The sequence below is a fragment of the Amycolatopsis thermalba genome (genome assembly GCF_003385215.1).
GTDB lineage: Bacteria > Actinomycetota > Actinomycetes > Mycobacteriales > Pseudonocardiaceae > Amycolatopsis_E > Amycolatopsis_E thermalba.
In genome coordinates this window covers 1-1,532 of the sequence record NZ_PQHW01000214.1, presented here as the reverse complement: position 1 = coordinate 1,532, position 1,532 = coordinate 1, and the positions used below count along the sequence as shown (strand labels likewise).

Sequence of the window (1,532 nt, the reverse complement as noted above, 5' to 3'; positions counted from 1 at the left end):
CGTCACCACCCGTGCCTCCGCCACCGCCGGGGCCGAGCCCGCCGCCCCGGCCGGTGACGACACCGAAGCCCCCGCCGAAGGTCACCCCGCCACCGCCGTCCACCACGAAACCCCGGCGTCCGGTGACCACGAAGAAACCGGCGGAGCGGGTGTCCACCCGGGAGCGGACCGAGGAGAAACGCGGGTGGTCGTTCACCGTGCTGGTGCTGATCCTCGGCGCGGGGATCGCGGTGCGGCGGCTGAGCCGGTGAGTCAGAGCAGGCGTCGTTGCACGGCGTCGGCGAGGACGGTCTCCACGACCTGGCCGAGCGCCACGGGGTCCGGGCGGTTCGCGCGGTCGGCGAAGAGCAGGTGCCCGGAGCCGATCAGCGACAGCGCGAGCGAGTCCACGTCGGCGTCGGCGGCGATGCGGCCCAGCGCGCGCTCCTCGGCGAGGTAGCCGGCGAACATGGCGGCGGCTTCGGCGAGGACCGGGATGCCCTGGCCACGCCCGAGCCGGGCGCGCAGCTCGTCGCGGAAGATCACCAGGCCGACGATCGCGACCGCCACCGGGTCGAACAGCTCGGTCAGGGCCGTGGTCAGGGTGTCCGTCACGGTGCCGGTGCCCGCCGACGCGCGCAGCGCCGCGCTCTGGTCCGTCATCCGGTTGAGGCGGTCCTGCACGAGTTCGGCGAGGAAGGCGTCGAAGTCGGCGAAGTGCCGGTGCAGCACGCCCTTGGCCACACCCGCCTCGGCGGTGACCGCACGGCTGGTGAGCGCGCTCGCCCCGTCGCGGAGCAGGACGCGTTCGGCGGCGTCGAACAGCTGCTGGCGCGCGTCACGGATGTGCACCCCGGTTGGCATGACGACCATTGTCCCCGTTGCCGTAGTGGGCATCTGCCCACTACGGTGGGCGCATGCCCACTTCACATGCAGCCCGCGAGATGGCGGAGTCCTTCGGTGCCGATGCCGGACGCTACGACCGCGCCCGGCCGTCGTATCCCGCCGCGTTGATCGACCGCGTCGTCGCCGCCAGCCCGGGCCCCGCGGTGCTCGACGTGGGGTGCGGCACCGGCATCGAGGCCCGGCAGTTCCAGGCAGCCGGGTGCCGCGTGCTCGGCGTCGACCCGGACGCGCGGATGGCGGAGTTCGCGCGGCGCACCGGCGTCGAGGTCGAGGTGGCCACGTTCGAGGCGTGGGACCCGGCGGGCCGCGTGTTCGACGCGGTCGTGGCCGGCCAGGCGTGGCACTGGGTGGACCCGGACGCCGGCGCGGCCAAGGCGGGGGAGGTGCTGCGCCCCGGCGGGCTGCTGGCGGTGTTCGCGCACGTCTTCGAATCGCCGCCCGCGGTGGCGGAGGTCTTCGCCGAGGTCTTCCGCCGCGTGGTACCCGATTCGCCGTTCGCCGGGCAGCCGGCGGGCAACGCGGTGGAGATGCACCGGGCCGGTTTCGAACGGGTCGCCGCGAGCATCCGCGAGACGGGCGCGTTCGCCGAACCGGAGCACTGGCGGTTCGACCGGGAGCGGACCTGCACCCGGGACGAGTGGCTGGAC

General features: G+C 74.4%; 2 protein-coding genes and 1 pseudogene. 2 read left to right on the top strand and 1 reads right to left on the bottom strand.

Annotated elements, in window-relative coordinates; all coding sequences use genetic code 11:
* Positions 1–251 (top strand): annotated as a pseudogene (locus tag D0D15_RS36775) (DUF6923 family protein); the annotation flags it as partial.
* A 1-nt stretch (position 252) separates the two neighbouring features.
* On the opposite strand, the gene D0D15_RS35710 reads toward D0D15_RS36775, so the two are convergent.
* Positions 253–843 (bottom strand): TetR/AcrR family transcriptional regulator, encoded by a 591-nt coding sequence (locus tag D0D15_RS35710; protein ID WP_094006030.1) that lies wholly within the window; start codon positions 841–843, stop codon positions 253–255.
* Between the two features lie 80 nt (positions 844–923).
* Between D0D15_RS35710 and D0D15_RS35705 the strand changes: the two genes are divergently transcribed.
* A partial coding sequence (locus D0D15_RS35705; RefSeq protein WP_208646218.1) for a class I SAM-dependent methyltransferase occupies positions 924–1,532 on the top strand: 609 nt, incomplete at its 3' end.